The 26,628-nt window shown below is 57.9% G+C and carries 26 protein-coding genes and 6 pseudogenes; 10 read left to right on the forward strand and 22 right to left on the reverse strand.

The window, feature by feature from the left end; genetic code table 11:
• Positions 1 to 425 precede the first annotated feature (425 nt).
• Positions 426 to 971, reverse strand: a pseudogene (locus FOC67_RS02040) (transposase); the annotation flags it as partial.
• A gap of 41 nt (positions 972 to 1,012) precedes the next feature.
• Here FOC67_RS02040 and FOC67_RS02045 point away from each other — a divergent pair.
• The 5 genes and pseudogenes from FOC67_RS02045 to FOC67_RS02060 form a co-directional block, all read left to right on the forward strand.
• Positions 1,013 to 1,327: pseudogene (locus tag FOC67_RS02045) on the forward strand (integrase core domain-containing protein); the annotation flags it as partial.
• 19 nt (positions 1,328 to 1,346) lie between these two features.
• Complete coding sequence (locus FOC67_RS29865; RefSeq protein ID WP_372242495.1) at positions 1,347 to 1,574, forward strand: HNH endonuclease signature motif containing protein; 228 nt, start codon at positions 1,347 to 1,349, stop codon at positions 1,572 to 1,574.
• Between the two features lies 1 nt (position 1,575).
• Entirely contained in the window at positions 1,576 to 1,833 is a 258-nt protein-coding gene (locus FOC67_RS02050; RefSeq protein ID WP_083842347.1) for a bacteriocin immunity protein, read from the forward strand.
• A gap of 98 nt (positions 1,834 to 1,931) precedes the next feature.
• Complete coding sequence (locus FOC67_RS02055) at positions 1,932 to 2,258, forward strand: hypothetical protein (protein WP_009315810.1); 327 nt, start codon at positions 1,932 to 1,934, stop codon at positions 2,256 to 2,258.
• Positions 2,255 to 2,626: a hypothetical protein gene (locus FOC67_RS02060; RefSeq protein ID WP_009315811.1), complete on the forward strand. Its 372-nt coding sequence runs from the start codon at positions 2,255 to 2,257 to the stop codon at positions 2,624 to 2,626. Before FOC67_RS02055 ends, FOC67_RS02060 begins: the two co-directional genes overlap by 4 nt.
• Positions 2,627 to 2,958: 332 nt before the next feature.
• Here the strand turns inward: FOC67_RS02060 and FOC67_RS02065 are convergent, their stop codons facing one another.
• Complete coding sequence (locus FOC67_RS02065) at positions 2,959 to 3,675, reverse strand: M10 family metallopeptidase C-terminal domain-containing protein (protein WP_083842348.1); 717 nt, start codon at positions 3,673 to 3,675, stop codon at positions 2,959 to 2,961.
• A 229-nt stretch (positions 3,676 to 3,904) separates the two neighbouring features.
• Positions 3,905 to 4,306 (reverse strand): hypothetical protein, encoded by a 402-nt coding sequence (locus FOC67_RS02070; protein WP_159068402.1) that lies wholly within the window; start codon positions 4,304 to 4,306, stop codon positions 3,905 to 3,907.
• A 276-nt stretch (positions 4,307 to 4,582) separates the two neighbouring features.
• On the opposite strand from FOC67_RS02070, the pseudogene FOC67_RS02075 reads away from it, so the two are divergent.
• Positions 4,583 to 4,744, forward strand: a pseudogene (locus tag FOC67_RS02075) (IS5/IS1182 family transposase); the annotation flags it as partial.
• 181 nt (positions 4,745 to 4,925) lie between these two features.
• Here FOC67_RS02075 and FOC67_RS02080 read toward each other — a convergent pair.
• Positions 4,926 to 5,897, reverse strand: a pseudogene (locus tag FOC67_RS02080) (ExeA family protein).
• Between the two features lie 416 nt (positions 5,898 to 6,313).
• Positions 6,314 to 6,890, reverse strand: a pseudogene (locus tag FOC67_RS02085) (recombinase family protein).
• A 918-nt stretch (positions 6,891 to 7,808) separates the two neighbouring features.
• Here FOC67_RS02085 and FOC67_RS29870 point away from each other — a divergent pair.
• From FOC67_RS29870 to FOC67_RS02095, 3 genes and pseudogenes are all read left to right on the forward strand, one after another.
• Positions 7,809 to 8,065: pseudogene (locus FOC67_RS29870) on the forward strand (hypothetical protein); the annotation flags it as partial.
• Positions 8,066 to 8,483: 418 nt separating this feature from the next.
• Entirely contained in the window at positions 8,484 to 9,308 is an 825-nt protein-coding gene (locus FOC67_RS29875; RefSeq protein ID WP_234306255.1) for an S-type pyocin domain-containing protein, read from the forward strand.
• Complete coding sequence (locus FOC67_RS02095; protein WP_083842350.1) at positions 9,308 to 9,571, forward strand: immunity protein; 264 nt, start codon at positions 9,308 to 9,310, stop codon at positions 9,569 to 9,571. Before FOC67_RS29875 ends, FOC67_RS02095 begins: the two co-directional genes overlap by 1 nt.
• 190 nt (positions 9,572 to 9,761) lie before the next feature.
• Here the strand turns inward: FOC67_RS02095 and FOC67_RS02100 are convergent.
• The 6 genes from FOC67_RS02100 to FOC67_RS02125 form a co-directional block, all read right to left on the reverse strand.
• A protein-coding gene (locus FOC67_RS02100; protein ID WP_372242496.1) for an IS3 family transposase occupies positions 9,762 to 11,128 on the reverse strand; the annotation gives its coding sequence in 2 pieces (ribosomal slippage) (positions 9,762 to 10,666 and positions 10,666 to 11,128; 1,368 coding nt in all).
• A gap of 80 nt (positions 11,129 to 11,208) precedes the next feature.
• Positions 11,209 to 11,559 (reverse strand): hypothetical protein, encoded by a 351-nt coding sequence (locus FOC67_RS02105; protein WP_003099791.1) that lies wholly within the window; start codon positions 11,557 to 11,559, stop codon positions 11,209 to 11,211.
• 235 nt (positions 11,560 to 11,794) lie between these two features.
• Positions 11,795 to 12,433, reverse strand: coding sequence for a hypothetical protein (locus FOC67_RS02110; RefSeq protein ID WP_009315816.1), 639 nt, complete (start codon positions 12,431 to 12,433; stop codon positions 11,795 to 11,797).
• A 266-nt stretch (positions 12,434 to 12,699) separates the two neighbouring features.
• Positions 12,700 to 12,897, reverse strand: coding sequence for a hypothetical protein (locus tag FOC67_RS02115; protein WP_009315817.1), 198 nt, complete (start codon positions 12,895 to 12,897; stop codon positions 12,700 to 12,702).
• Between the two features lie 73 nt (positions 12,898 to 12,970).
• The gene (locus FOC67_RS02120) at positions 12,971 to 13,129 is read right to left on the reverse strand and encodes a hypothetical protein (RefSeq protein WP_009315818.1); all 159 of its coding nucleotides are present in this window, start codon (positions 13,127 to 13,129) and stop codon (positions 12,971 to 12,973) included.
• 137 nt (positions 13,130 to 13,266) lie between these two features.
• Positions 13,267 to 13,746 carry an STY4534 family ICE replication protein gene (locus tag FOC67_RS02125; protein ID WP_009315819.1) on the reverse strand — a complete coding sequence of 160 codons (480 nt, stop codon included), beginning with the start codon at positions 13,744 to 13,746 and terminating at the stop codon, positions 13,267 to 13,269.
• Between the two features lie 428 nt (positions 13,747 to 14,174).
• Between FOC67_RS02125 and FOC67_RS29880 the strand changes: the two genes are divergently transcribed.
• On the forward strand, positions 14,175 to 14,348 hold the full coding sequence (locus FOC67_RS29880) for a hypothetical protein (protein WP_174707703.1): 174 nt from the start codon (positions 14,175 to 14,177) through the stop codon (positions 14,346 to 14,348).
• Between the two features lie 108 nt (positions 14,349 to 14,456).
• Here FOC67_RS29880 and FOC67_RS02135 read toward each other — a convergent pair whose 3' ends face one another.
• The 11 genes from FOC67_RS02135 to FOC67_RS02185 all read right to left on the reverse strand — a co-directional run bounded on the left by FOC67_RS02135 (position 14,457) and on the right by FOC67_RS02185 (position 26,407).
• On the reverse strand, positions 14,457 to 14,846 hold the full coding sequence (locus FOC67_RS02135; protein ID WP_009315820.1) for a hypothetical protein: 390 nt from the start codon (positions 14,844 to 14,846) through the stop codon (positions 14,457 to 14,459).
• 921 nt (positions 14,847 to 15,767) lie between these two features.
• Complete coding sequence (gene pilM, locus FOC67_RS02140) at positions 15,768 to 16,205, reverse strand: type IV pilus biogenesis protein PilM (protein ID WP_009315821.1); 438 nt, start codon at positions 16,203 to 16,205, stop codon at positions 15,768 to 15,770.
• A gap of 28 nt (positions 16,206 to 16,233) precedes the next feature.
• On the reverse strand, positions 16,234 to 17,562 hold the full coding sequence (pilV, locus tag FOC67_RS02145; RefSeq protein WP_009315822.1) for a shufflon system plasmid conjugative transfer pilus tip adhesin PilV: 1,329 nt from the start codon (positions 17,560 to 17,562) through the stop codon (positions 16,234 to 16,236).
• Between the two features lie 4 nt (positions 17,563 to 17,566).
• Positions 17,567 to 18,508, reverse strand: coding sequence for an ATPase, T2SS/T4P/T4SS family (locus FOC67_RS02150; protein WP_009315823.1), 942 nt, complete (start codon positions 18,506 to 18,508; stop codon positions 17,567 to 17,569).
• Complete coding sequence (locus tag FOC67_RS02155; RefSeq protein ID WP_003099765.1) at positions 18,505 to 19,035, reverse strand: type 4 pilus major pilin; 531 nt, start codon at positions 19,033 to 19,035, stop codon at positions 18,505 to 18,507. The genes FOC67_RS02150 and FOC67_RS02155 overlap by 4 nt, the downstream gene beginning before the upstream one ends.
• Positions 19,036 to 19,056: 21 nt before the next feature.
• A complete protein-coding gene (locus FOC67_RS02160; protein ID WP_003123335.1) occupies positions 19,057 to 20,136 on the reverse strand; it encodes a type II secretion system F family protein in 1,080 nt (359 codons plus the stop codon).
• Positions 20,136 to 21,716: a GspE/PulE family protein gene (locus FOC67_RS02165; protein WP_009315826.1), complete on the reverse strand. Its 1,581-nt coding sequence runs from the start codon at positions 21,714 to 21,716 to the stop codon at positions 20,136 to 20,138. Before FOC67_RS02165 ends, FOC67_RS02160 begins: the two co-directional genes overlap by 1 nt.
• 8 nt (positions 21,717 to 21,724) lie before the next feature.
• Entirely contained in the window at positions 21,725 to 22,255 is a 531-nt protein-coding gene (pilP, locus tag FOC67_RS02170) for a type IV pilus biogenesis protein PilP (RefSeq protein WP_009315828.1), read from the reverse strand.
• Positions 22,245 to 23,570 carry a type 4b pilus protein PilO2 gene (pilO2, locus tag FOC67_RS02175; RefSeq protein ID WP_009315829.1) on the reverse strand — a complete coding sequence of 442 codons (1,326 nt, stop codon included), beginning with the start codon at positions 23,568 to 23,570 and terminating at the stop codon, positions 22,245 to 22,247. The genes pilP and pilO2 overlap by 11 nt, the downstream gene beginning before the upstream one ends.
• Before the next feature lie 3 nt (positions 23,571 to 23,573).
• Positions 23,574 to 25,283 (reverse strand): PilN family type IVB pilus formation outer membrane protein, encoded by a 1,710-nt coding sequence (locus FOC67_RS02180; RefSeq protein WP_009315831.1) that lies wholly within the window; start codon positions 25,281 to 25,283, stop codon positions 23,574 to 23,576.
• Positions 25,283 to 26,407, reverse strand: coding sequence for a TcpQ domain-containing protein (locus FOC67_RS02185; protein ID WP_009315833.1), 1,125 nt, complete (start codon positions 26,405 to 26,407; stop codon positions 25,283 to 25,285). The genes FOC67_RS02180 and FOC67_RS02185 overlap by 1 nt, the downstream gene beginning before the upstream one ends.
• Between the last annotated feature and the right edge of the window lie 221 nt (positions 26,408 to 26,628).

Below are 26,628 nucleotides of genomic sequence, written 5' to 3' on the forward strand. Positions count from 1 at the left end.
TGATGGGTTGTGATGGGTTGTGATGGGTTGTGATGGGTTGTGATGGGTTGTGATGGGTTGTGATGGGTTGTGATGGGTTGTGATGGGTTGTGATGGGTTGTGATGGGTTGTGATGGGTTGTGATGGGTTGTGATGGGTTGTGATGGGTTAGGTAATTTGGGTTTTTATTTCCTATCTTTCATTTTGGGCGTGGCGCAGAACTATTGATATGCAGAACAGGCTGCTGGGAATGATAAATATCATTCCAGGGTTATTTAAGTCAGAGAAGTCGTTTATATAGCCTGTAATGACTGGTCCTGTGATTCCGCTGACGGCCAACAGCATCGAAGACTTCGAAGCGCTGTTGCCGTGGAACTGCCCGCCGACGAGCGCATCCTGATCACCGCAACTCGTCAAAGGAAGACGGGGTTTATGGAGCGGATACGTTTATTTCGTCCCTTGAATGGTGCCTGTAGAGGACCGGCAATCTCACGGCCATTAGCGTTATGAACCTTGCCTTCCAAGCGCTCTTGCACGTAATGGCGCAGTTGCGGGTTGGTCATCAATCTCGCCGGCTTCGGTCTCTTGGCAACCAATTCAGCCTTCCACTGCGCGACTGAAGCGCGATACTCGAGCCGGCCGCTACGAGTTGCTGCGTTACGAGTCAGCTCCCGTGAAATGGTCGACGGACTTCGTCCAAGACGGCGAGCAATCTCACGCACACCAACACTTTGCGCCCGGAGCAGCCCGATCTCTTCTCGCTCAGCGAACGACAAGTACCTTCCTGATATGTGGTTCGACATGAATAATGGCATTCCGCCGCGATGACGGAACCAGCGTGTGCCTACCGCTGACGATACGCTAATAGCCTCTGCCGCCCTTTCGCTTGTGATCCCGGTTGCGATCTGTTCCCAGAATAGCCGCTCGATCTCTCGGCGAAGTGACGGGGCACCTGGCGAGCGCATTGCCCCTCGCCCCGTCAACTCCTGCATCCACCCTGCAGGTCGCCCCATAAACACCTCCACGATCAAAGGTGTTGCAACGACCGGTTGAATCCACCCAGTACGCCAGTCGCCTGTTCCGGCAACGACTCTGGCGCTACCGGATGCAGCAGAGCATGAGTCGTCGGGGGAATTGTTGGGACAACTCGCCAATGGAGCGCTTGTTCCGCAGCCTGAAGTCGGAGTGGATCCCGTCGACGGGCTACCTGACGGTGCAGGAGGCCCAGCGGGACATCAACCATTACCTGATGCATCGCTACAACTGGATCAGGCCGCATCAGTACAACGACGGGCTACCGCCTGCCGTAGCCGAAGAAAAACTCAACCCACTGTCCTGGATGGGTTGACCACTACATCTGGACTGAAGTGGGGAAAGACACAGAGTTACTTAAGCAGTTCAAAAGTCAAAACAAGACGAACGTTACAAAGGGAAAATCACCATTTGTTCCTGAGTCAGGGCGAGTTGGAGGGCGTCAACGTTTCGAACTTCATCATGTTAAGCAGATTAAGAGCAATGGTGCGGTTTATGATATTGATAATATTCGCGTGACGACCCAAAAACGTCATATCGATATCCATAAAGAGGGCAAGTGAGATGGAAAAAAGAACGATTTCTGATTATACGGAAGCCGAATTTCTGGAATTTGTCAGGAAGATTTGTCGCGCCGAAGGTGCCACGGAAGAAGATGATAACAAATTAGTCAATGAATTTAGACGTTTAACTGAACATCCCGACGGATCAGACCTAATTTATTACCCTAGGGACAATCGTGAAGACAGTCCAGAAGGTATCGTAAAAGAGGTAAAAGAATGGCGTGCTGCCAAGGGGCTTCCTGGCTTTAAGGCCGACTAGTTGGCCATCAACAAGCCCCGTTCCGACGGGGCTTGTTCCATGTTGACGGTGCTCTACCCTGACAGTCTGCCCTGAATACTCTTGGAGACAATCACATTATGAGTCGCAGCCGCCGCAAACCGCCCATCGTCGGGCACACGACCTGCCGTAGCGAGCGCGAGGACAAGAAGCTCTGGCATCAGCGCTGGCGAACCGGCGAGCGCACCGCGCTGGCCAGCGCGTCGCCGGACGCACTGAGCGCCCATCTGCCGCTGCTGGAGAATCAGGTCAGCAACGTTGGATCAATGGGCAAGGATGGTCGCTCCTACTGGCCCATCAAACGTCAGGACGCTACGGCGGATCGCATCGCCAACCTCAAGGGGCGGAGCCCGCAAGAGCGGGCCGCCCTGAAAAAGCGACTGCTGCGCAAGTGGATGAGCAAATGAGTACATCCTGCATCCAGGCACTGGCCAGCACCTGGGCACAACTCGCCAAAGAAGTGGGATTCCCTGCCGACTACGACGGCACGTCAACGCCAGAAACACATCGGGCCTGCGGAGTAATCCAAGAGTGGATTCGAGAACACATTGTCGCCACCAACGACATGCGCCTGTTCGGCCTGCTGCATCTGCTGGGTCAGGCATCGTTGCGCATGGAGCAAGCGCTGTGGCCGGATGATTACGCGCGGATGATCCGCGAGGTCGCTGAAGCCCTGCGGGAGGTCGAATACCCCAACTCCAAGTCGTACACTCAGGAAGAAGTCATGCAGGCGATGCAAGAGCGCATAAACCGAAGGCTAGGCAAGTCAGCTTGATCAACTGACGGAGGTTTCGGTGGTTCCGGCACACATCCCCAAGAAGATGCAGTCGGCCGAGCTTCCCGTGTGAACCCGCCCCGCTTCAGTCGCAGATAATCCTGGTTGGCCGCGACGGATTGCAGGTCGGCGCGGATCATTGCAGGTTCATTCGCACTTAATCCTGGTTTGCGGGGCCGGTCAGTCGCAGTTAATTCCGGTCGGAAACGGCGCTGATTGCAGGTCCGACCGTTTTCGTTTGCAGGTCGCTACACCTACTCGTTGGCTTGGTGTCAAACTTTTGGGGTGCAGTTCAAAATCCGGGCTAAAGAAATAAATGGGAGACTTTTAGCTCAAGCGATAATATCACTGGAAACAGCTTGGCCTATTAGGTTAACCTGAAAATCTGCCATACCAAGCCCGGTTAGATCGATAGCTAAGTATCCTTTCTGAGTGGATGGGTCGAAACTCAGCACCGATTCACCAACCTGACCAGTGAAAGACTCTGAGAAGCTTAGAGTTATATCACCACCGATTGTAGTCAAAATATCCGAGACGTCAATTTTATCCTTACCACTGGTGAAATCCATAATGCTATCTGGAGAACTGGCAAATGAATCAGATACTTCTCGGAAAACAAAAGTATCTGAGCCCTCTCCGCCCTGTAACTGGTCCTCACCTCCAGCCCCATAGATAATGTCGTCACCCGCACCGGCTTGAATATTATTGGCTTCATTATTTCCAATGATCGTATCATTGCCACTACCGCTTATTACGTTCTCAACAAATGAGCTCCGCGCTATTCCTACACTATCTTTCATCCCCCCAACATCTGAAAGCGCCCCGTCATTTAAGTCAATACGTTGGTCCTGAGAGAAGCCTGAGAAGTCAAGAGTGTCAGTGCCACCGCCATCCCAGATAGTGAATGGAACCGGCAACTTTTCCTTGCCGCTGGCGATATGGAACTGGCTATCTGCTGTATTAGAATTAAATCCATAGACAGTATCATCACTTCGAGTATTATAATTGGCGCCATACAGTTTCTGGAGAGATGCTATGTCATCAATCATTAGACCAATTGAGCCAATCGGGGCTAGACCATCATTATAGGAAACTATTGAATAGTCATCATTATCCTCAAGATACGCTACAGACTTGCCTACCCCAGTCGAGGTATCGTAACTTCCAGGATGGGCCAACCCAAGCGAGTGAGAAATCTCATGAAGGTATATATTTATTCCGGAAGTATTATTGTTGGTGTTTCCATCAATAATTTTGCGCTATATGCATAGTTTATATTTACCCCATTAGCTGAAGGATAGCCGCTATTCCCCCCCCTTGTGTCTTCCAGAGACCGGAGATAATAACCGCGTTTAAATCAGCTCGATCAGGACCAGTATATTCTTCGAATTTTATATTAGCAACATCGCTGACTCGATCCAGTTGAGCCTTGAAGGCCGCTCTCGACTCAAGATCCAGTGCAATCTTTTTTCCTTTTTCTTCAGGTGAAAACTTGAAAGTCAACTCTACTGTTTCTCCAACAGCAGCATTCTTTATTGGCCCCCAACCTTTACTGGCCCTTGTAATAGTTTCCACGGCGTCATAAATAGTCTTAGATTTTATCCCGCCAATTTCTTTGTCACCACGAGAGTTTTCATAAATAAAATCATCTAGAAGTCTATTCGCACTTGACCGATTCATGTTCAATCCTCACAGCATTTAAATTTAAAGTAAAAGTTCAAAATATAAAAATATTGAACTTGTTTCGCGATAACGGCTTGGTAGGATACACTCTCTACCGGTAGAAAATTTGAGTCGCAATGTTCAATTTTTCTGCACTCACGAATACCTTAACGAGGTGGCACGCATACATCTATCAATATAATACCAAAGAGCTCTCCGAATAACTCAGCAGCCGGGCGCTACTCTGTGCTGAAATAGGTTCCTTCCGTTCAGCTACCCACAGCAGCGCAGCACATGAGCCAGATGAGCTTTTCCGACTTTGAGTACGCCGGCAAACGCAAGCAGACGCGCCGAGAGCGTTTTCTGGCCGAGATGAACCAAGTCGTACCCTGGACAGACTTGGTTGTGCTGATCGAACCGTACTATCCGAAGGCAGGCATGGGCCGCAGGCCGTATCTGTGGCGACCTGCAATTGAACAGGCCCCGACCTGCAATCAGCGCCGTTTCCGACCGAGATTATTTGCGACTATCCCGCCCCGCAAACCAGGATTAAATGCGAATGAACCTGCAATGATCCGCGCCGACCTGCAATCCGTCGCGGCCGACCAGGATTATCTGCGGCTGAAGCGGGGCGGGTTCACACGGGAAGCCCGGCCGACTGCATCTTCTCCCGAAGCTCAGCCGCTCGTGCCGGATCCAACGTATTGCTGAACAACGCGCGAACCTCGGCAGGTTTGACATCGAACTGCTCTGCCAGGCTTTTCGCGTTGTAGCCGTGGCGTGTGAGTGTGGGTTCCAAGTCATCCAGTTGCCGAGACAGTACGGACTGGACGAGCTCTGCCGAAATAGGCTTTTCGCCGGTCTGGTAACCGGCCTCCAGAGCCAGTCCAAGATGTAACTGGATCTGCAGGGGGCGTGCGCAACCGGCTGGCCAGTAGGTCGAGGGCTTCTTCGGTTACGATTTCTTCAGCCCTGGCACGTCCTTCCGTGCAGGTGTCCAACAACCAATGAAGATACTCGCGCTGACTCCCAGCAATGCCATCAAGCGAGAAAATGTCGGTGCGATAGCCAATTTCCTCCATCGTAGGACGGAGTAGATCGTTACGCAGCTTGGGATGGCCGGCCAGAACAATGGACAAACGTCGCCGACCGCTGTCGTCTTCGACCAGTTCGAGCAGTCGCTTCAGGCCGGTCAGGGTATGGCCATTGAGGTCATGGGCTTCATCAACGAACAGGGCCACGGGGCGCTTGCTCTTTTTCACCAGATCGTACAGTTCGCGATCCCGTTTTTCGATCTGGGTGGGAATGCATACCTGCTTCTGGGTGGAAAGGTCATAGAAGAGCGCGGCGATGAAGGTGGCCAGCTTGATGTTGTGCTTCTCGATGGCCATCGATCTGGACACCGTGACTTTCTTTTCTTCCTCCAGCAGTTGCTGCAAACGACGCAGCATCACCGTCTTGCCGCTGCCAATCACGCACACAGGGCGATCAGCCGGCCTTCGAAGGTGGCGCCGCGGATGTCTCTCATCAACTGCTGATGATGGGCGGTTTCGAAATAGCCCGCCTGATTCAAGGGGGTGCTCAGTCCGTAGTTGTAGCGGCTCGCAATCGAAAACCGGCGGGCTCGCAATCAGCGCGATTTTGGGCTCAGATTATCTGCGACTGACGGTGGCGGCGGGCTCACATTAATTGCGAGCGAGCTTGCAATCCATGCGCCGGGCTTGCAATCCACCGCCGTGGGCTCACACTCTTTGCGACTGACGCTCATACCGGTAATCCGGCACTTTGCATCTTTTCCCGAAGCTCGGTCGGCCGCGTCGGGTCCAGCGTATTGCTGAACAACGCGCGAACCTCGGCAGGCTTGCCCTAGGCCTGTGCAGAAGAGCCAGGGCGCGATAGACCGTACTGGAGGAAACGCCGTACAGCTCAGCTACAAGGGCCACCTGACGGGCCCGCTCCGGGCTCTTCTTCGGCAAGTGATCCAGGCGCTGCCGCAGTTGCAGCAGCGAATCGACGGGAATGGCCTTACGCCTGCTGGCGGGCATCCCGTTCTGCCTCGGTGATGTAGTTGTAGAGCGTCGAGCGACCGATTCCCATCATCCGGCAGATCTCCACCACGATGTATTGGCGCTCGTGATAGAGCTTCAGGGCGACTTTGCGCTTGGCGGGATCCAGACGCTTTTTTACGGCCACCCAATCGGCCGCGGGCACGTGCCGCCGACAACCCCGCATGAGTGCGCTCACGGATCAGGTTGCGCTCGAACTCGGCCAACGCGGCAAAGAGATGGAAAACCAAACGCCCTCCCATCGGCGTCGTGTCGATGTTCTCCTGCAGGCTCTTCAGACCCACGCCGGCATCCTCCAATTGCTCGACCAGGTAGATCAGGTCCTTGATCGAGCGGCCAAGCCGGTCCAGCCGCCAGACCACCACCGTGTCGCCGCGCCGTAGATTGGCGAGAAGCGCGGCCAGGCCGATCCGATCGGCCTTGGCGCCGCTGGCTGTGTCTTCGAACACCCGCTCGCACCCCGCCTTGGCCATCGCATCGCGTTGCAGGCCTAGCAGTTGATCGTCGGTGGAGATGCGCACGTACCCAATCAGCATGACTTCGTCCAGAAACTCGCGAAAGGGTCAGCATAGGTGAATTTTGAAAGCGAGAAATCGTTACTGGACTATAGGTACGCGGCTTCTGGGGGCGGCCGAAGTGAAAGAGGGTAGCGTCCAGAAAACGGCCGTTTGATGGATGCCTCCACGGACGACGCGACAGCGCAAAGGAAAGACTGGACCGCAACCTCCAGTACCTTCATCCCGAGATATTGCAGTTGATTGCCGTGTGTTGCTTGTTTTTTAACGTGCATTAACTTGAACAGTCTTCAATAAATGCAGAAAAAAAGGGAAATTCGAGTCTCCAACCATTAGGAGGAGCAATTGATGTCTAATATAGAAAATCCCATGATAATCTATGCTGACGGGACTGTAGATGTGGGGCCTGGCAAGGGAGGCGGAAATAGTGCCTACTCCCCTAGGATTATCACTGATCATCACGGATCTGGGTATCAACCGCCCACTGAAGAAAACTGGCTTGTAAACTATAACTTTGCAAGAAAGCCTTTGGATGAGCAGTACAAAACAGCTCTAGCCAGCTGGGAGAGTAACATTCAGAAGGAGGTTGACTCTGCTGTGGCGAAGTTAGGTCCACAAACAGGGCTTAGCGAGACCCAGAAGCTGGATAACATTCTGAAAGTCATTCAGTCATTGATTGATCAAAAAACAATAGGCCTTAAAGCCAATCAGGCCATTCTAGCCAAGTATCCTGGTGTTGATTTTAAAAATAGCACCATGAAAGACTTTCAGCGTCGATACTTCAATAACGAGATTCCTTACGAGAATCCATTCGAGGTTTTGCTCGACGAGGAAATGACGGCCGTTGTTGCTAGTTACAACGTCGATATTTTTAACAAGGCAATACAAAACCTGAAAGCTCGACAAGAGCTAATTGCGGTTCGTAAGATCCAGATCAAAATGGAAGCGGACTACAAGGCCAGCAAGGCAAATATCGAGAAAAAAGTACAGTCCGAGCTTGACCAGGCGGGAAATGCACTGGCTCCACTGAACAATCCGACTCCAGAGCAGTGGCTTGAACGTGCTACGCAGTTGGTTACGCAAGCAATCGCCAACAAGAAGAAATTGCAGACCGCAAACAATGCCCTGATTGCCAAAGCCCCCAATGCACTGGAGAAGCAAAAGGCAACCTACAACGCCGATCTACTGGTGGATGAAATCGCCAGTCTGCAAGCCCGGTTGGACAAACTGAACGCTGAAACGGCAAGACGTCAGGAAATTGCTCGCCAAGCGGCGATCAGGGCTGCCAATACCTATGCCATGCCGGCCAATGGCAACATTGTTGTCACCATCGCAGGTCGGGGCCTGATCCAGGTTGCGCAAGGCGCCGCATCCCTTGCTCAAGCCATCTCCGACGCCATTGCCGCCCTGGGCCGGGTCCTGGCTTCAGCTCCATCGGTAATGGCCGTGGGCTTTGCCAGCCTGACCTACTCCTCCCGGACTGCCGAGCAATGGCAGGACCAAACGCCCGATAGCGTTCGTTACGCCCTGGGCATGGATGCCAGTAAGCTGGGGCTTCCCTCCAGCGTAAATCTGAACGCGGTTGCAAAAGCAGGCGGTACCGTCGATCTGCCTATGCGACTGACCAACGAGGCACGAGGCAACACAACGACCCTTTCGGTGGTCAGCACCGATGGTGTGAGCGTTCCGAAAGCCGTTCCGGTCCGGATGGCGGCCTACAATGCCACGACAGGCCTGTACGAGGTTACGGTTCCCTCTACGACCGCAGAAGCGCCGCCACTGATCCTGACTTGGACGCCGGTGAGCCCTCCAGGAAACCAGAACCCTTCGAGTATCACTCCGGTCGTACCGAAGCCGGTGCCGGTATATGAGGGAGCGACCCTTACACCGGTGAAGGCTACCCCGGAAACCTATCCTGGGGTGATTACACTACCGGAAGACCTGATCATCGGCTTCCCGGCCGACTCGGGGATCAAGCCGATCTATGTGATGTTCAATAGCCCTTATGGTGAAACGAATGCTAGAGGGAAATACAGTGGGCGGGATTACAATACGGAAAAAGCTGGTGGCCCAATCCTAGATTTGGACTGGAGAACTGCCAAAATTGACCGTGCAGGTGTGGACAAGGTGAAGCTGCATACTGGACGGTTTGGAGTATCAGCGGATAACACTGTGATGATTGACCGTCTGGAGAGAATCCTGAAGGGGGAATTGCAGATAACAGATACCGACAAACGGTTTTATACTCACGAGATCAGGGAGCTAGAGCGGTATAGGAATCTTGGTGTTAAAGATGGGGAACGGCCAAAAAATCGGACTGAGGTTTGGAATAACACCCATACCGCAACTCTAGAAGACTATAAAATTAATGAGAAAACGCAGCCGTTGTATACGGTTGAGGCTGAAGAAGCCTATCGCAAAGCAGAGGAGGGTAAGTGATGTTAGATCTTGAAGGTATTTATAAAAATGAAAGTGTAGAAGATGTTCTTTTGTATTTCGCCCCTCGAACTCCTTACCCGAGTATCGATCGGATGTATGTTAATTATAAATTTGAGATCGTCGCGGACGGCCGCTTACTAAAAACATATCAACGATTAGTTCGTGAAGGTAAGTTGTTAGAGAATGAAAAACCTCTTCCAGAAAAAGGTCCTAACTGGAAAGAACCTAAATTTGTGACCGAAAAGAAATACGGAATCGTGTGAGTTATATCCAGGCCCCGCAACCACGGGGCCTTTCTATACGGCGACACTGTAGTGGTCAACCCATCCCGGACAGTGGGTTGAGTCTTTCTTCGGCCACCGCAGGCGGTAGCCCGTCGTTGAATTGATGCGGCCTGATCTAGTTGTAGCGGTGCATCAGGTAATGAACTGACCCCAGAAATTTGGACAGTCTCTATGCGGGCAACAAGGCCTGAGTTCGGTATTGCACTGGACTCAGGCCATTTAGTTTAAGTTTTAACCTGTCATGATTGTAGTACTTGATGTACTCATTCAGCTCAGCCTTCAACTGGCTGACACTGCTGAACTTCTTCTCATTATAGCATTCAGCCTTCAGCGTGCCGAAAAAGCTCTCCATGACAGCGTTGTCATAACAGTTGCCTTTTCTTGACATGCTTTGTGCAATGTTATGCCTACCAAGTTCTCGCTGAAAGTGAATGGATTGATATTGCCATCCTTGGTCAGAGTGGATCAAAGGCGCATCACCTTCTTTCAAGGTGGCTATTGCCTTAGTTAGCATATTGCTTACTAAGTTAAAGTCTGGCTTCTCAGCCAATTGATGGGCGATAACTTCTCCATTGAACAGGTCAAGAACCGGTGACAGATATAGCTTTTTGTCTTCGATCTTGAATTCTATAACATCCGTAACCCATTTTTGGTTCGGCTGGGTGGCCACAAACTTTCTCTGAAGAATATTTGGAGCGACCTTACCAATGGTGCCCTTATAGGACTGATATTTCTTTCTTCTTATGTAGGAGGCAATACCCAGTTCGCGCATTAGCCGTTGGACGGTATTCGGGCTGATGGATATGCCCTCATTGCGGCACGCAGCCGCGATGCGGCGGTACCCATAGCGTCCTCGGTGACGGTGGAAGATGTCGAGGATGAGCTGTTTTTCACGCTGGTACCGGTCGGGTCGGTCACTGATGCTCTTCTGATAATAAAAGGTACTTCTGGCAAGTCCAGCCGCTGCCAGCAAGCAGACCAGGGAGTATTCCTGCCTTAATTCGTCAACTATTTGCGCTTTGACTTTCGCGCAGACGACTTCTGTTGTCGAATTAAGGCTTCTAGCTTTTTTAAATATGCATTCTCGGCACGAAGATACTCCAGTTCCTCCCGTTCGTTCTTGCTGAGAGGTCGATCATTCTCCGGCGGTGGTGCGGGGATATCTGGCTTCTTTGGCACGGTGGATTGCTCTCTGGGTTTTCGAGACAAGGCAGTCAGTCCACCTTCATCATAGCGCCTTTCCCAGAGAACGATGGAGTGTGGCGTCTTGATATTGAACTCCACAGCGGCCTGTCGAGCCGAGAGCTTGTTCTCTCGCATATAAATTATGATGCGCTCTTTTTCTTCGGCCGTGTATTTGTGCCTGACTGCATACAAGCCGCTTATGCCATGCTGCTTATAAAGGTTGACCCAGTGGCGAACATTGCTCTGGTCAACCCCAAATAGAGCGCCCGTCTTTCTTTGCCCGTCATCGGTAGAAAGAAAGTGCTTAACAACCTGTAACTTGAAACTTAACGAAAGCTTCGCCCTGCTCATAAAACTACACCCCTACTCGTTGGCTTGGTGTCCAATTTTTGGGGTGCAGTTCACGAAGCGGGATCGTGGTGAGGGGAGAGCTACTCGGTATCCGGGTTGCCCGGGAGGCTTTCTTCCTGCAGCTCGATGCGCAGGTAGGACGGCTCATCGGACGGCTCGACTATCGAGAGGACCAGCAGCGCGAGCGCGCGGTCCTGCCCCTCTTCCTCCTTGTGGTACAGGTGGAATTGGATGTGCTTCGCGGTCGGCTGGAGCGAAAGCTCCTGCCAGGCGGTTTGAACAACACTGGCCAGCCGGGTGCCCATCTCGTCGACCCTGGCAGGGTTGGCGAGATAGACCAGGCGCAGCCAGGCCGCGTTGGTGAGAACGATCGGGAGTTTGAGGTACGCAGCAGTGTGACCTGCGCTGGAGTGGTTGTTGAGAGAGGTCATGAGAGGTCTCCGAATACGCAGGCCTCTCCCGCGGGGATGAGGTCCCCGCGTGGGTGGGTAGGATGCACTCCATCACTTGCGTGATGCGACCGCGCTGCCGAGTGCTGTAGCGGTCTTGGGTGGGTTAGCGCTTGCGCGCCGGAGCCTTAAACCCCGGCTCCTTGGGAGGCGCTGTCAACGACAGCGAGCCAATTCGAATTCGGGGGCTGGCGGGATTTCCCGCCGGCCAGATTGCTCAATCGTCATAAAGCGGCAGGCCCTTGAGCGTGGGCGCGAATGGATCAAGTACCAGGAGCCGAATGTCTGCTTGTCCCGCGAGGTGAAGCAGATCGACCAGGTGTTCGTCGAGGCCGAAGGCAAGCTGTTCTTGTCGAAGAGCGGCTGCGGTCATCTCCAGGATCTCCAGACACTCATCCGTCCAAGGGGTGTTGTGCAAGCGAAAGCCCACGGCACCGTGCTCGTTACACCAGAAGAGCGATACCAACACCGAGGGCAAGCGGATTGGCATCTTGGTCGAGAACTTTTCGTAGAGGCTATTCCATGTAGTGATGGGCAGATGTGTTTTTCTGATCTCCCAGCAGCGGTTGTAACCGCCGCCGAACGAAAGGTGACGAACGACACTCTGGGCTTCGGCCAAGGAATACAGATCGCCTATGTGCTTTTGCTGACCGTCCTGCTCGGCAAGGATGCCGTAGAGCACATTGCGCACCAGACCGTTGTAAGGACAGCGGTCAGAAAGTGCAGCATTGATCTCTCTACCTTCAGTAACTAGGGCGAAGTCGTCATTGAAGATGCATGGAAAGCACTGTAGTTGAGTATCGGAGAGGATTTGCTGCGATGGATGCAATGCGCGATAGCAGGGGGGGGCAATCATCCTCGTATGTTATCTGTAGCGTTCGCTCGATTCTGAAGTCAGTATAGCCGTGGATAAACGGATTATATTGAGTCATGGGGTATCTCCAGTAGCCGGGAAGCCCATGCCCTTGGAGGCTATGGACCTCCAGGGGAAGTAAGGGGCGCCGAAGCGCCCTGGTGATGTAGAGTCGTTGCGGTTAACGCAATTCGGAGAAGTCACCACCCGACAGGGGATGACCCCGTCTGGGTTGAACTAGCAGAAGCACATAGCAAAACGGGTTAGACTTAATATTCCCGTTGCGTCCAAGTGCCGTTGTCTAATGCCTGTTGGGCAAGTTCGCGTGAGGGGTAATATTCAACCGACTCGCGCGAGGCTGGTCCTTCTTCATCAAGGGTGCCGATATAGAAGCCGGCGTTGGACATAAGAACCTGCAGCGGCAGTTCGAGACGAAGATGGGCGAGTGCCCGCTTTCCGTATTGCATGGTGATTCTCCTTTCGGTAGGAAACACCAGTCCCAAGGGGACTGAGGTCCCCTAAATGGGAAATGTTTGGCGGTTAGGCCAGGGCAGATACCTGGGCATTGTTGCTGGCTAGGAACAGCCAGGCGAGGTTGCAGAAATGCCTGCTGAGCAGCAACTCGTCCTCGATGTCAGAGAGGCAAACTTCCTCTACTTCCGGCAGGGCGGGCAGATCTACGATTTGGATATTGCTCATGATGATCTCCAGATAATGGAGAACACCAAGCCCTGGGGGAGATGGTGCCCCCCGGATGGGTATGCGATGAAGAGTGGCGCATAGCGTAGGTAGTGAAAGGCCCTCGGGATGAGGGCCGGTATTCAATCAAGCCGTGCTCAAGCAGCGGCTTGTTCAGCAGGGGCTGCGGGTTCACCTTGCGGTTCGCCTTGACCTTGCTGGGCTTTCTCAGCTTCTTCCTTCGCATCGTAGACGGTGGTGCCATCCACTTTGATCCAGGAGATGAAGAGCAGCCGGCCTTTGAGGCTTGCGCCGGACTGGCCTTTTTTCTCGCCTTTCTCGTAGGTGAAGGGATCCGCCCAGATGTCGCCGATACGGAAGGAAATCAGCACCTTCTTCTCGGCCTCGACTGCTTCCTTGCAACGGCGGACAAGCTTTTCAGCCTGGGCGCCGACCACTTTGCAGTCGATGTAGGAGTATTCCACGCTGTCTGCCGCGCCATGGAGGGCTGCGACGGTTACGGCGAGGAACGGTTCACCTCGGCGGATCGGTACTTCGCGGATGCGATTGAGGTAGCCGATACCGGTGGTGTGCAGGTCGAAATATTTGGCTTCTTGGGCTTGGGTGTTGTTGCTCATGATGGTTCTCCAGTTTCGTAAGCGAAAGCGGAGAAACACCTTGCCCGTCAGGGAAAAGTATTCCCCGCATGGGTCGGTATTGGGAGGTAAATCTGAGGGAGAGGGCTTCCATCAACCTGTGGTTGATTGATCGCGCTACCGGAAGCTGGTGCGATCTTGGGTTCGATCTACACGGAAGTCCGTGTCGTAGTCTTTCAGATCATGACTACTGGGGGAGGGTTGCCGACAACGTCAGCAGCTCACGGTGCAAAGAATGAAAAGGCCTGTTGCAGTTGTCAAGCCCCCGCGAATGAAAAAGCCCCTCACACGGAGGGGCTTGAGGTCAGTGCGGGCGGTGCCGATGGTTCAACTTCGTAAGCTTGCGCTTGAGGTTGGGCCAATCGGCCCAGGCCGCCATCGACAAGCACACTACAAGCAAGGCGGTCAGCATGATCACGCCGAAAGTCGTTTGGCTCATCTCAAGATTCCTCCTGAGTCAGGTAGATACCTGTGGACCAGATTACCACACCTACCGACAGCGCAAGGGCAGTCAGGATGCGATGCTCGCCGAGAAAAATGCCGATCAAACCAGCGGCTACCGCCGTGGTTCCAATCTTGCGTAAATCTTCTGCGATTGCGGAAAGTTTTGCGGACCCCATGGTTTTCCTCGATGAATACCGGAAAACCACCCTGCGGGATGGTTTCCCGGCAGGGTTGGTGGGAGGTGTGGATCAGCTGGTCAGCGGATCAACCGGGGCGATCAGTTGATCGAGGGAACCCAGCTTGAGCTCCTTCCTGACTGGCGTTTCAGCTTTGGCGGTTGCCTTGGCCGGCTTGGGTTTGCGTGCGCGCTTGGGCTTTTGCACCTCGCGCGTGTTGGTCAGATACCAGTCATTGAGGTTGACTTTCTTCAACCGGACGATCGCCGGGACGTCGCTAATGTGTTCCAGCTCCTTGGCGGTCGGGCCAGCAAGCATGGCGGGCTCGATACGCCGGACGCTCAACGCAACCGGCGCTTGTGCTTGCACTACGACCGGAGGGCGACTGAGCGCTCTGCGGAACTCACGCACAACACTGCCGAGGGCAAAGCCGATTTCGAAGCTGGTGGATTGCTTGGACATGGTGTTTCTCCTGCAGGTTGAGGGTGCGGAGAAAACACTGGCCCTGGCGGGGAAGTGGATTCCCCGCTGGGTTGCGGAAGGGAGCTTCTATCGACCGGGGCCGACCGACCGCGCTACCAGAAGCTATGCGGTCTTGGGTTGGATCAACACGGTGGACTGTGCTGCAGCATTTCGGATCCGAGCTGCATGGGGGCATGTCGCTGACAACGTCAGCAGATCACGCGCTCATCATCGAAGCGGGGGGCGAAAGTGTCAAGGTCAAGCAGGAGGGGGAGCGGATGCAGGATGCAGCGGGCGGAGAGCGAGGGCGGAAGAGCGCGGCTGGTAGAAACCCTGTCAAAGGTTTCCCCAGCCGTGTCTGGAAGGGGAGTCAAGTGAGCCACCTGTGGTTGAATCGTCGATCCCTGGGCATTGATCGTCTCGATCCCATCACCCGGCCATTATCGTGGCTTGGCCAGCAAACAGTAGGCACGCATCCGCGTACAAAGGGAGCCCTGCGTATCACCGGCGGGCCACCGGCAGGGAGAAGGATCCCGATGGGTAGCCTGATGGTCCTGGAGCAGGAGCATCAGGCTACCCATGGAGAGGGGAAAAGGAGGGGCCGTAACACCAGTACGACCCTTAAATCGAGGAAACACCGAACCTCTTGAGAACCCTATGTGCCTTTAAACTCGCTCGACACGAGTTGACGGCTGCATGGCAAGCAAAAGAACAGGGAGACACAGGGAGAATTCTCAACCAGATCCGCACGCCCCACCCGGTGTTGTAGCGTGCTTACGGTTTGGTAATGAGGCGAACCTGCATCACCAGGGCGCTACTGATGACCGTCAGTAGCCAGCGGGGTGAAATCAAAGTTGATGGCATTATGTGTTCAGAAGGCTGGTTTATCAAGCAGCGCCGGGGTTTACTGGCCTGTGGAGGTTACTTGACCGCGACCACCGCGCCCTCGGGGATGGGCGCAGGGAGCGCAATGGCAGTGGCTCCGAGGCGGCGCGTGACTAACTGGCCGTTGCGCCTGACGCCAACCAGGTCGGATTCCGTACCAGCATCCACGGCCGCCGCCAGCCCCGCCGGCGGCGAGGCGATGAAGGCGTAGCTGGTGCCGGCGGCGATGTAGCCCTGAAGCCGCGCTGGCTTGCGGAACCAGGCCGGTAAACCAAGAGCGGAGTCCGCCGGCAAACCGGTGAAACCGGGGTTGGCGTGTGCGTACTCCGCCAGACTGGAGCGGTAGAGCAGCAAGCTCCTGGCCAGGGTGTCGACCTCGGCCAGTTCGGCGCTCGAGGTCGCGTGGTCGCTTTGTACACTCAGCCAGGTACCGGTGATGAGCGCGAGCACCAGGACGATCCACATCAGCGGCATACGGTAGTCCTTGAGTCGTGGCGACCTGCTAGTTCACGCAGGTAACGGTCACGTTGGTCGAGTCGGGGGTCTTGTAGGGTTCCGGGTAGTTGAAGCCTGGGCCGATCTCAGTGATTAGCCCGAACGAGTAGTTGGTGCCAAATGTCTGGTTGAAGCCCACTGCGCAGAATCGGCCGCCGCAGGTGATCGCGTAGCGGACGTAGTCGTAGTTCACCATGGCGCTATCCTGACCATGCAACGTACACCAGTCCTTGATCACGCCGGCCGTGGTGTTCAGGCGCATGGAGGCAGCGGTTCGTCCCCATTTCCCGTTCTGGCAGGACAGCCAGAGTCCGGTGCTGGTGATGCCGGCCAGCCCGTTCGGCGTGCAGTTGGCTCCTTCGGTGGCCACGCCTTTGAGCTGTAGGTACTCGCCCACTTCCGTCCGGCCCTCGGCGGTGAGTTTGCCCGCTTTCATCTCGCCGCCGGTGTAGACGTTCTTGTTCATCCAGGAGCGCACCCAGGTGCTGTCGCTCATGTACCAGCCGCCGCCCCATTTCTCGTTGTACCAGCCCGTGTCACCACGGGTCCTGAACCAACCTCCGGTGTACGTCTCGCCGGCGACGTCAGCAGTGCCGGCTTTCACCGTGCCAGTGGCTGTCACGTTGCGCGCGCTGATGTCCGCGCTGGTGGTGATGTTGCCGCTGGCCGTGATCGCCCCGGCCGCGGCGATATTGTTGCTTCCCATGTCCAGCGTGGTATTCATCCGGTTGAGTTCGGGATGACCCGGGACGGCATTGCGGTAAAGGTACTCGTTGGCAATGGCGCCGTCCTGGAAGAACAGCGCCGTCGCCAGGTGTCCAGCGCCGGGAGCGCTACCGAAATTGCTCAAGGCCACCTGCCAAGCGGTGCCTTGGGCGATACTGGTGTTGGTTTTCGAGATGTAGCCCCCGGTGGCTCCCATGAGCTGCGCGATCCGGCGGATAGAGAGTTCGGAAGCTGCCTGTCCACCCGTGGTTACGATCAGCGTTTCGAGCTGGTTGGCCGCCGGCTTGCGGGCCAGTACCTGGTATTGCTGGCCGTAGATGTTGGTGTCGCGGAAGCCTGCGGGCAGGTAACGGGTGTTGCGCAACATCGGGACGGTGATCACCGCCGGGGCCGTGGCGCCGGCGCTGGCCAGAACCGTGCTGAAGTTGTCCTTCAGGTACTTCTCCGCTGCCTTGGCCACCTGCTGTTGCTGCTGGGCCGCGTGCTGTTCGTCCAGGCCGTCCAGGTAGCTCATCAGGACCGATATGCCGCTGGCGGTCGCGATGGCGATCACGACCAGGGCGATCATCAGTTCGATCGAGATGAATCCACTGCTGCGCTTACTCCTCATGGTGTTATCTCCACAGGCTTTGCCGGGACTGGCGAGCTTGGTCGTCCTGCAGGAGATGAGCCTCCTTTCGGCGGATCTTGTCGCGCATGGACGGGCCGTCGTCGCCGGTGAACAGAAGTGGCTCGGCGGTCAGGCGGCGCGAAGAGCCATCGCTCTCCAGCGCTTGGCAGACCACCGCTTGGATGCCTTCGGCAACCACGTCGTAGGCGTTTCTCGCCAGTGGCTGGGCGAGCGTCACCAGGCGCTCAATCGCCTGATGACAGCTTTTCGCGTGAATGGTGGCGATCACCAGGCTGCCGGTCAGAGAGGCCTTGCAGGCCTGGTAGGCGGTGTCCTCGTCGCGGATCTCGCCAATCAGCACCAGGTCGGCGCCGGCACGCAGCGTGCGCAGCAGAGCCTCGCTGTATCCGCCTGAGCGCCGTGAGGTTCTGACCTGGATGCAGCGGCCGAGCCCATGTTGACCGCTGAGGTTGGTTTCCTGCGGGTCCTCGACGGCGCAGCCCACCCCGCCCAGCTCCTGCAGGCGGGCCAGGAGCAGAGAGGCGGCGGAGCTGGTTTTGCCTGTCGCCATCTCGCCGCAGAACAGGACCAGGCCCTGCAGCTGCGGATCCATCAGCGCGGAAACCACTTCGCTCGGATAGCCGATCTCTTGGAACTCCCGCAATTGGGCGGTCGACCGGCGCAGCACGAATACGCTGCCACTGAACGCGTCCTCGAGGAGGGTGACGCGAAGCAGAACGCCGTCGACGACGATGGCGAACTCAGGATCCTGCAGCTCCTCCAGCGTTTGCCTGCAGAGCTGGAGCAGTTCCTGGGCGTGCGACTCCCACTCGCGAGGCACCTCGACTCGGCGCACGCCGGCGCCGGCCAGGCCCTTCACGTCGGCGAAGCCTTCACCGAGGTAAAGGTCGACGAACTGAGCCTGGATGATCGGGTTCACACTCACGAACTGTAGGTCCAGGTAATGCTGTTGCTGTCGCTGCTGCAGGCCTGAGTCGCGGCTGCGGTGGTCACTTCACCAGTGATCGCGGATCCGCTGTTGATCTTGGTCTGCTCGAAGGTGTTCTTCGCGATCTTGGTGGCCAGCGTGATACAGGCGTCCTGGGGCAACTTGCTGGTGGTGATCGAGAAGCCCATGCCGGTGGACGAGACAGTGACCGATCCGCCGTAGACGTTGTAGACGACGCCGGAGGAGACACTCATGTTCTTCGGCACGCCGTTGATTGCGATCAGGCTCGGGATCAGGTTGGTACCGCTGGAGCCGTAGCCCGAAGAGGTCTTCAGGGCGCGTGCGTTGGCCGCAATGACGCTGATGTTGCGCTGTTCCTCGTTGGCGTTGGACGAACTGAACATCCCTGCCGCTGCGGCCAGCCCCAGGCCGACTCCGATGGCGATGATGATCAGCACGATGATCATCTCGATGGAAACGAAACCGCCCTGCGTCGGACGGGAAGTGCGTTGCGTAGTGCTCATGGAGCGCTCCTTGGTGAGGTTTCAGTGGTTCATGGATTGGATGAGCTGCTGTGCCTGGTAGGCGCCGAGCAGGACCAGGATCATCAGCGCGCCGATGAAGATCAGGGCGAAGTTCTTCACCAGCCCGGCGGCCAGCTCGATCTGCTTGAGGCTGGTCTCCTGCCAGCGGCGGCTGAACTTGACCAGCGCTTCGGAGAAGCCTCCCCGGTTGGCGAGGATGCACAGGTACTGGATGGCCTGTCGGTCGGGGAAATCGTGACCGGCGCTGCGAAGGGCGACTCCCAAGTTCTGGCCCAGGCCCACGCCGTAGCGGGCGGCTTCCAAGCGCTGCTTCAGCCAGGGCGGGGAGATCTTGATCATGCTGGCCAGGCTGTCGTAGGGGCGTATGCCGGCGTTGAGCATGACAGCCATGTTCAGCAGGAAGGTGGTGCCCTGGAGCATGCGGTAGATGGACCAGGGCGGCAGCATCCGGTCCAGCCAGACCCGGCCTTTCCAGCGGTAGGTCGGCAACGTGACGATGACCACCACCGTGAGGGTGATTACGGCGACCAGAACGTAGATACCAGGTCCTGTGACGAAGCTGGCAATGGCGTTGAGCGTGGCGAGCGGGCCGGTCCACGTGACTGGGTCGGAGAGCCTGGCCAAGCTGGGGACCATGCGATAGGCCACGATGCACAGCAGGAACACCATCATGGCGGACAGCGCCGAGGGGTAGAGCAGCGCCTGCCAGATGGTGGCGCGGATCCTGGCCTGGGCCTCGACCAGGGAGACGGCATCGCCCATGGCCTGAACCAGGTTGCCGCTCATCTCGCCGGCCTCGATCAGCGCTCGCTCCTGGGCGGGGAGATAGAGCGCCATGGCGGTGGCCAGACGCTTGCCGTTGGACAGCCCCATCAGCGCTTCGCGACTGGCGATGGCCACCGGATGAAACGGATGCTGCCCCTCATGAGCGAAGATCTTGTGCACCTCTGCCACAGCGTCCTTCAACGGGACACCGTTTTCGAGCAGGGTGGACATGCTTTCGTAGAACTGCAGGCGTTCCTTGCGGCCGAACTGCTTGCTGTAGAAGGCGAACTGCAACTGCTCCCAGAAGCCCCCCATCAGCACGCCTCCTGCGAGTAGAAGCTGTCGTCGAGCAGATGCTCATCGAAGTCGAGTGGCCCAATGAAATCCTCGACCATCTGCGGGTCGAACATGCCCTCGTTGATGCGGCGGATGGCGTGGGCGTGCTTGGTGATGCCCTGCATGGTCTTGACCCAGTAGTTGCGTGCCTCGGCTGGGCCGCCTTTGGCGAACACACGCATGAAGGCCAGGGTGGGCAGCACCACCTCGGCGACGATCGAGCGGCCGTTGACCCCGGAGCCACGGCAGGCCTGGCAGCCAGGCCCCTTGACGTACACCTGGGAAACATCGGTCAAGCGCTGGACCCGTTCGACCAGATCGGGCGCGAGCTGGTCTTGGTGGTCTTGGAAGCGCACTTTGCAGTGGGGGCAGAGCTTGGGCAGCAGGCTCTGGTTGATCAGGCCGGTCAGCAGGGCCGGATCGAACAGCAAGCCGGAGTCGACGCCCAGGTCCTTGAGGCGCTGGACAATGCCGATCGCGCTGTTGGTGTGCAGGGTCGACCACAGGCCGTGCCCGGTCATCGCGCCACGGAAGGCGGCGACAGCGGCGAAGAGGTCGCGCACTTCGCCGATCATCATGTAGTCCGGATCCAGGCGCATGCCGTTGGCGATGCCTGCGGCCCAGGCCTGGCGCTCCGCATCCGGGTCGGTGGTGTCGTAGACTAGTGGGGTCTGGTTGATGCCTTCACCGCGGATTCGGTATTCCGGCGGATCCTCGATGGTCAGGATGTGCTTGGATCCGCCATGGAGCTTGTCGAGGCCTTCCAGGGTGACCTTCAAGGTCATCGACTTCCCTGACCCGGTGGGGCCGGACAGGATGTTGATGCCGTAGGGCATACGCATCATGCGATCGAACAGTGCGTTCTGCTCGGGCAGGTAGCCGAGCTGCTCCAGGCTGTCGAGGCCGGTGTCGTCGTAGAGCAGCCGCAGGATCATCAAGAACCCCCCGGCACGCGGGCGGGTAGCGATCCGGGCACTGAACAGGTTGAGCTTCTCGACGAAGGTCTGGCTCATCCGCGCATCCTGGTCCAGTTGCGGCTTGAAAAGCGGCTCGGCCACGTCGCACATGGACTGGTAGATGGTTGCGCAAAGTTCGTGCAGTTCCTGGCTGCGGTACTGCTCGACGGTCTTCAGCAGGCCGTCGACACGGAAACGGATCTTGCTGCCGGTGCCGGCGGGACTCACGACGAAATGCACGTCACTGGCGCGCAGCTCAGTGGCCTTACGAATGATCTTGACCACGCGCTCCTGCATCTGGGTGGCGCGCTGGCCATCGCTATCGACCAGGCCGTCCATGGCGACGGCGCGGTAGAGCTGGTGAATGGTCTGCAGGTCGGTGAGGTTGAGCTGGTATCGGAAGCCACGGCGATCGAGACGGTCGATGAACGACAGAACGTGAATGTCGTTCTGGTGGCTCTCCGATAGATAGAGCGTGCCGTCGGCGGCCAGGGCCATGATTTCCTGCAGGTGCTTCGATACCTCCCATTCACCACCGTCGGCGGTGAGCAGTTGGGTCACCATGGAGGGCTGCGCAAGCGCGGCAATCTGAAGGTTTGTCATGGCGGTGCCTACTGGATGAACGGCTGCGGTACAGCCCCGGGTAGCGCCGGCGGAACCGAGGCGCCTTGGGCCGAGGAGGCGGCTTGGGTCGGGGCAACGCTGGAGAAGCCCACGGGCACGCGGTTGCCGTCCTTGTCGGTGAGCACGACCTGGTCCAGCGAGATTGACTCGACGCGGTAGTTGCCCGGCAGCTCCGCGCCGCTGGCGGCGTCAACCTCGTACCCGCCCGGGAACAAGAATGTGGCAGTCATCTTGCCGCCGGCGCCGTAGATGGTCCGCACCACCGGCGGAACCGGCTGCGTGATCGTCGGCGGCGCCGCCGGCACCGGCATGGCGAACGTCTGCCCCTGGGCGCTGACGACCTGGCCGGTTTCGCCTTTGCCCTCCAGTTGCCGCTGCGCCGTGGCCAGACGTACCTTGGCCTCGGTGAGGATGGCCTGGGCCTGGATCTCCGCCAGTTCGCCAACGGTGCCGGCGCAGGCCTGGCCGGACGCGAGGAGGAGCAGGGCCACGGCCATGCCGATCGGCTCAGTTCGCATAGATTTCTCCTGTGACAGTCCAGTCCAACTGGCTGTCCTTGAGCGTGGTTTCGAGGTTGGTGATGCGGACCCCGGCGGCGGGCAGCCCCTGGAAGGTCAGGTCTGCCGGGAGCCTGGTCTGGGCGCTGAAGGTGAATTTCTTCCAGGAGGGCAACACCACTTGCTGCTCCGTCGCCGCTTCCGCGCCAGGAAGGGGCGGAGTTGTCTCCTGGCTGATCGACAGCTTGGGCTCGACACCCTGTCGGTACAGATGGCTGGTGAGCGCCTGCAGCGCGTCGTCGGCTGGCTGCAGCGGCTCATCGCTACCGATGGCGACTTTCAGGTCGACCTTCAGGGCAGCGGTGTTGCCGTTGTCGATAACGAAGGCGGGGCGGTCGGCGAACAGGTGCTGGCTGGCCGCTGTCAGGTCGGCTGCCGTGCTGTTGCCGGTACGGTGGTAGGTGGCGACCAGGACCCTGCCGTCGCACTTGCTGGATTCGAAGAGCCAGCCCTGGATCGACAGCGACAGTACCCCCGTTGCCTTGCTACAGGCGCGTAGCATGTCCTCGAGGTCAGGCATGAGCGTCCAGGGCTTCTGCAATGACGCCAGGTCCAGCGGCTGCTTGGCCTGGGCATTCTTCTCGGCCAGCTCGGCGAGGCGCCTTTGCTCCTCGAGGAGCGCGGCTTGCCTGGCGAGCTCTTCCTGGTGGGCATTCCATAGGTAGTAGGCGGTTAGCGACCCGCCTACCACGCAACCGAGCAGGGCCACTGCCGTCCACTCCCTGGCGGACAAGCCGAAGGTGAGTTGCCGGAGGCGGTAGTCGCGCCGCAGGCGCTTCGGCGCGAGCAATTCCTCGATGTCGAAGTCCTTGACGGGGAAATCGAACCCTTCGGGAACGAAGACCTGTGCGTTTCGCAGCACGCCGCGCGTAGAGAGCTTCCTGACCCGGTCCCGGGCCTCGTCGAGGCTGGTGACCACATCCTGCCCGGGGACAATCGCGCCATCGAGCGTGGCGACCAGCGCGTAGCGGTCCTCCTCGACTTTCCAGCAGGCCAGGAAGTCGCCGTCGAACTGGCCTGAAAGTGCCGAGGCCAGGGAGTACATGCCCTTGACTGCGCCTTGCGACTTCGAAACGAAGCCGGCCTGGATCACCGTCGGCGAATGGCGGATGGCAACGATGTCTAGATGCTCTTCCTTGCCCAGCTTGCGCGCTTCCTTCATGTACTGCCGCTGGCTGGACAGCGGCCGCCAGAACAGGCCGCTGACGAACTTGTTGCCGTGGTAGCTCAGGATCGAGACGTCTGGTCCACGGCTGCCGAGGTCAGGCTTCTCCATGGTTCAGCCCAGCACGACGGGGGTGATCAGCACCACGATGACCTCGCGCTTGGTATTGCGGGTCAGCCCGCCGCCAAGCCCGAAGAACCCAGCGTCGCCGGTGCCGACCTTGTTGGTGTCCTCGGTGGTCTGGTCGAAGCCGGAGAGTACCAAGGTCTCGCCGCTGCGCAGGCGTACCTTCTGGTCGAACAGTTGTATGTCGTAGCTCGGGAACTGGGCTTTGGAGTCCCCGCTGGTCTGCATTTCGAACGTCGGCCGGGAGGTCATGTTGATGTTGATCTTCAGCAGCATCTCGCCGCTTTCCATCACGAACGGCAGCAGGCTCATGTTGTAGCCGCTGGTCACGGCGCCCGGGATCAGCGAGGTGGTACTGCCGACCTGGGCGACGTTGGAGATCTGGCTGGAGGCCAGGTAGCTGTCGTAGCGGCCGATCTGGATCGGCGCCGACTGGAGGTTGAGCGTGGTTACGGACGGGGAGCGGACGGTCGAGACGCGGCCCTGCTGGGCCAGCGCCTGGACCATGGCCTTGGATCCTGCCCAGGCGCTGTTGGCGGTATCCAGGATGCTCACGGAGCCGGAGATCGCGCTTTGATCGATGCCCGGCATGGTGTTCTTCAGGCCGATGCCCCACTTGTTGTTGAGCGACTTGTAGACCAGGTTCCAGTCGATCCCCAGTTGATCCTTGTCGGTCAGGGCAACCGAGAGCACGTTGACGTTCAGCAGCACCTGCTTGGTGATGCTCTCGTTCTCCCGGTTGACCAGCTGCTGGACACGGTTGAGCACCTCTGGACGGTCGGTGACGGTCAGGGTGCCCGTGGCACGCGACAGCGACATGCGTCCCATGCTCGGCGTCAGCATCGAGTTGATGCTGTTCTCGATGTCGCTGAGGATCGATGTCTTCAGCTCCGAGCTGGTGGTCTGCTTGCTGCCGGAGTCGCCGCTGATGCCGGAGCTGCCATTCTGTCCGGTGGATCCGGAGCCGTCCCCGCTGATGCCGGCGGCCGTCGTCATACCGGAACGCACGGTGGAGTCCACCGTGTTGACGTCGTCGAAGGCGTAGATGCGGAAGGTCCGAGTGTCCAGATAGTAGAACTCGACCCGTTTCTCGGTTGGGTTGTAGCGCCAGGACACGCCGGCGCGGGCGGCGATGAGATCGAGGAACCCGCTGACCTTGCCGTTCCATTTGATGTTGTACAGCGACCGCGGGCCGTAGGACCCGAAGCTCGACCCCATGCTGCCGCCGGCACCTAGGGACATGCCGTTGGCGACGGAGGCAGGAAACAGCATGGTGGCCATGTCCTGGCCGCCTTGGATGGGCGGCGGGGCGTTGCTCGCGCGCTGCTGAGGTTGCAGGGCAAAAGCGGCCGGGTTCAGCGCGTCGGGCGTGATACTGACCGCCAGGTGGCATTGGTTGATGACTTCCTGGGCGGCCTCCTGCAGCGACGCTGCGCCTGCAGGGCGCCACGTCACGATGCAGTCACTGGACAAGGTGTGCGAAACGCTCAGGGGCTTCGTGCTGATCCAGGGTTTGTCGGAGAACACCACCGTATCGCGGCGATCCGGTCGGGTGTTGCGCATCTGTGCTGCGATCGTCGACGCGGAATCTGCCGTAGCTTCGACACGATCCGCCGACTCGTTCACCCGCGTGACCGAGCAACTGGCCAGCGCGGGGATCAGGAGGCAAGGCAAGAGGTTCTTCAGGGGGGCACGCATCAGTTCTTGCGCTCCTTGATGATGATCAGGGACTGCGGCCGGCTGGCGTTCACCAGGAAGGGCCGTTCGGCAGCGTCATACAGCGGGAACAGCTCGGATACCGCGTCCTCGAAGGAGCCGTGGAAGGTCAGAGGAGCTTCGATCGGATAGTTGAGATCCTGCGGCTCCCAGCGGACGGTCCAGCGTGCGCGCTTGGCCCAGGCTTCCAAGGTGTCGCGCAGGGTTGATCCCGTTTCGGCTGACCAGGACTGTGTCAACTGCCGGCTCGGCTCTGTCGGCGTGAGCACCTTGACCGGAGGGGCGGAAGCCACGGTGGCCGGAGTGGGCGGCGTGGACTTCACGGCGGAAGCCAGGGGCTTGATCGGTGCCGAAGCCGCGGGAGGAGAAGAGGGGTGGCCATCCTTGGCCGGTGCGGCTGGGGGGAGCACAGTGGTGGATTCAGGCTTCTTGGTCGGAGCGGGGCTGGTTGTGATCGGCGCCGGCGTTGGCACCGAGGCGACCACGACGGGCGACTCCAGCGTGCTGACTTTTTCCGTGGAGGAGGGTTGCGCTACCGCCGCTGGAGTTGGGGCAGCGGGCTTCGCATACAGTTGCTGGACCGGTTTCGGCCTCGGCGCCGGGGGAAGTTGATAGCCCGGGCGCAGCACGAAGCAGACCTGCCGCGCCACTTCGTCGACCTTAACCTGCCAGGCTGGACCGGAGAGGACCTGGAGGGTGTTGCGCAGGGTCATGGGGCCGAGCTTGTACTGAGCCGCCGGCAGCGGCCGGGTGTAGAGGATGTTCACATGACCGGCCTCTGCCGGGCACAGCGAGTAACCCGAGCGGCTCATCACGTACTGCATGGCATCTTTGACGCTCGGGTTCATGCTCGACGGGATGGTCACGTCGATAATCTGTGCCATCAGGTCGCGCTGGCCAGCGTCCGGCTGGGTGCTGACCAGGGTGTAACGCCCGTAGCGCACGACGGGCTCCTTCTCCGGCTGTACGCCATTCGGGTACAGGTCCGGTGAGAGCAGGTCTGGATTGCGGCTGCTGTCGAAGGCGGGCCTGGCCGGCTCAGCCTTGTGGGTCGTGCAGCTGGCGAGCAGCAGGCACAGAGTGAGAGTGGTCAACTGCCTGGTCATTGAGGCCCCCTTTGATGATGGGGCACACAGTGGCAGGCCATCCGCCATGCTTCAGCAGGAAATACTCGGCAACAGGGGAGGGGATTTCTCGATGACTAGGCAGAGGGTGAACGAGGCAGGCGTAAGGGAAACGGATTAGGAACGATGAAGGTTTTTCATGTTACGCCTAAAGCGAGCTAGGTGGGAATCGTTGTTAGAAATGGATAAGATAGGAGTTCTAT

It is taken from the genome of Pseudomonas sp. FDAARGOS_761, from assembly GCF_013343155.1.
In the GTDB taxonomy this organism is placed as follows: domain Bacteria; phylum Pseudomonadota; class Gammaproteobacteria; order Pseudomonadales; family Pseudomonadaceae; genus Pseudomonas; species Pseudomonas aeruginosa.